The following is a 1417-nucleotide window of genomic DNA, read 5'->3' as shown; positions in this document are numbered from 1 at the left end:
TAGTACTACAGTCGCGTTTGTTTCCTCATCTGTCGCTGTTTTTGTTGTGCCTACCGTGGCGGGATGTTAATTCTTACGGGTGGGCGATGATATTTGCGTGGCGGAAGTGCGGGATTGGGCGGACGGTCTGGCCGAGGTCGGGGAGCTGATCGGGGCCCGGTTTGCCCGTTCGGAGCCGCGGGCGAACGCCGTGGAGTACGTGCGGGGGCTGCTCTCGGAGGAGGAACGGAAGAATTCCTGGACGCTCTCGGAGCGGGCCGGGCACCGGGTGCCGGACAGGATGCAGCGGCTGCTCTCCACGACGGGCTGGGACCCGGATGCCCTCCGGGACGATCTGCGCTCCTATGTGGTGAAGCACCTGGGCGATCCGGAGGGGGGTGCTGGTCGTGGACGAGACTGGGTTCCTCAAGAAAGGCACCCGGTCGGCCGGGGTGGCCCGGCAGTATTCCGGGACCGCCGGCCGGATCGAGAACTGCCAGATCGGGGTGTTCCTGACCTACGCCACGAAGCACGGCAGGACGTTCCTGGACCGCGAACTCTACCTGCCGAAGGAATGGACCGGCGATCCGGGCCGCTGCGCCGCGGCCGGCATTCCGAAAGAGCGGACGTTCGCCACGAAGCCGGATCTGGTCATTGACATGCTGACCCGGGCCCTGGACGCCGGGGTCCCGGCGAAGTGGGCGGCCGGGGACGCGGTCTACGGCCAGTATTACCGGCTGCGCCGGACCCTGGAGGAACGCGGGATCTTCTACGTCCTGGCCGTCCCGGTCACCCAGCGCGTGATCGTCAAGGACGGCACGTTGTTCGGCACCGAGAAGCGCGCCGACACCGCCGCGGCGGACCTGCTCCCCACCGCGTGGCGGACCCGGTCGGCCGGCCAGGGTTCCAAGGGAATCCGCGACTACGCGTGGGCCCGGGTACGCATCAACGGTGCCGAGGACGGCCGCGCCGAGCACTGGCTGCTGGCCCGCCGCAACCTGGCCAGGCCCGAAGAGGCCGCGTACTTCATCTGTCACACCCCCAAACGCGTTTCCCTGGCCGAGATGGCCAGGGTCGCCGGTATCCGCTGGTCGATCGAGGAAACCTTCCAGACCGCCAAGGGCGGGGCAGGCCTGGACCACTACCAGGTCAGGCAGTGGACCGGCTGGTACCGGCACGTCACCCTATCGATGCTCGCCCACGCCTTCCTGACCGCCGTCAAGGCCAAAAAGGGGGCGCCGGAACCGGACAGGAAGGCCTCGTAGCCCTCTCCCTGCCCGAGATCCGGCACCTCATCATCAGCCTCGCCTGGCCACACATCCCCGACCCCGGCCACGTCCTGGAGCGCTCATCCTGGCGCCGAAAACATCAGCACAACGCCCGCCGGCACCACTACAGGAAACGGCAGGCAGCGAAACAAACGCGACTGTAGTACTAG

General features: G+C 67.4%; 1 pseudogene. It reads left to right on the top strand.

The window, feature by feature from the left end:
• Positions 1-91: 91 nt before the first annotated feature.
• A pseudogene (locus LVY72_RS24040) lies at positions 92-1244 on the top strand (IS701 family transposase).
• Positions 1245-1417: the final 173 nt, after the last annotated feature.

This window comes from Arthrobacter hankyongi (genome assembly GCF_022012395.1).
In the GTDB taxonomy this organism is placed as follows: domain Bacteria; phylum Actinomycetota; class Actinomycetes; order Actinomycetales; family Micrococcaceae; genus Crystallibacter; species Crystallibacter hankyongi.
The sequence above is the reverse complement of the archived record's forward strand: the minus strand, read 5'-3'. Positions and strand labels throughout refer to the sequence as shown.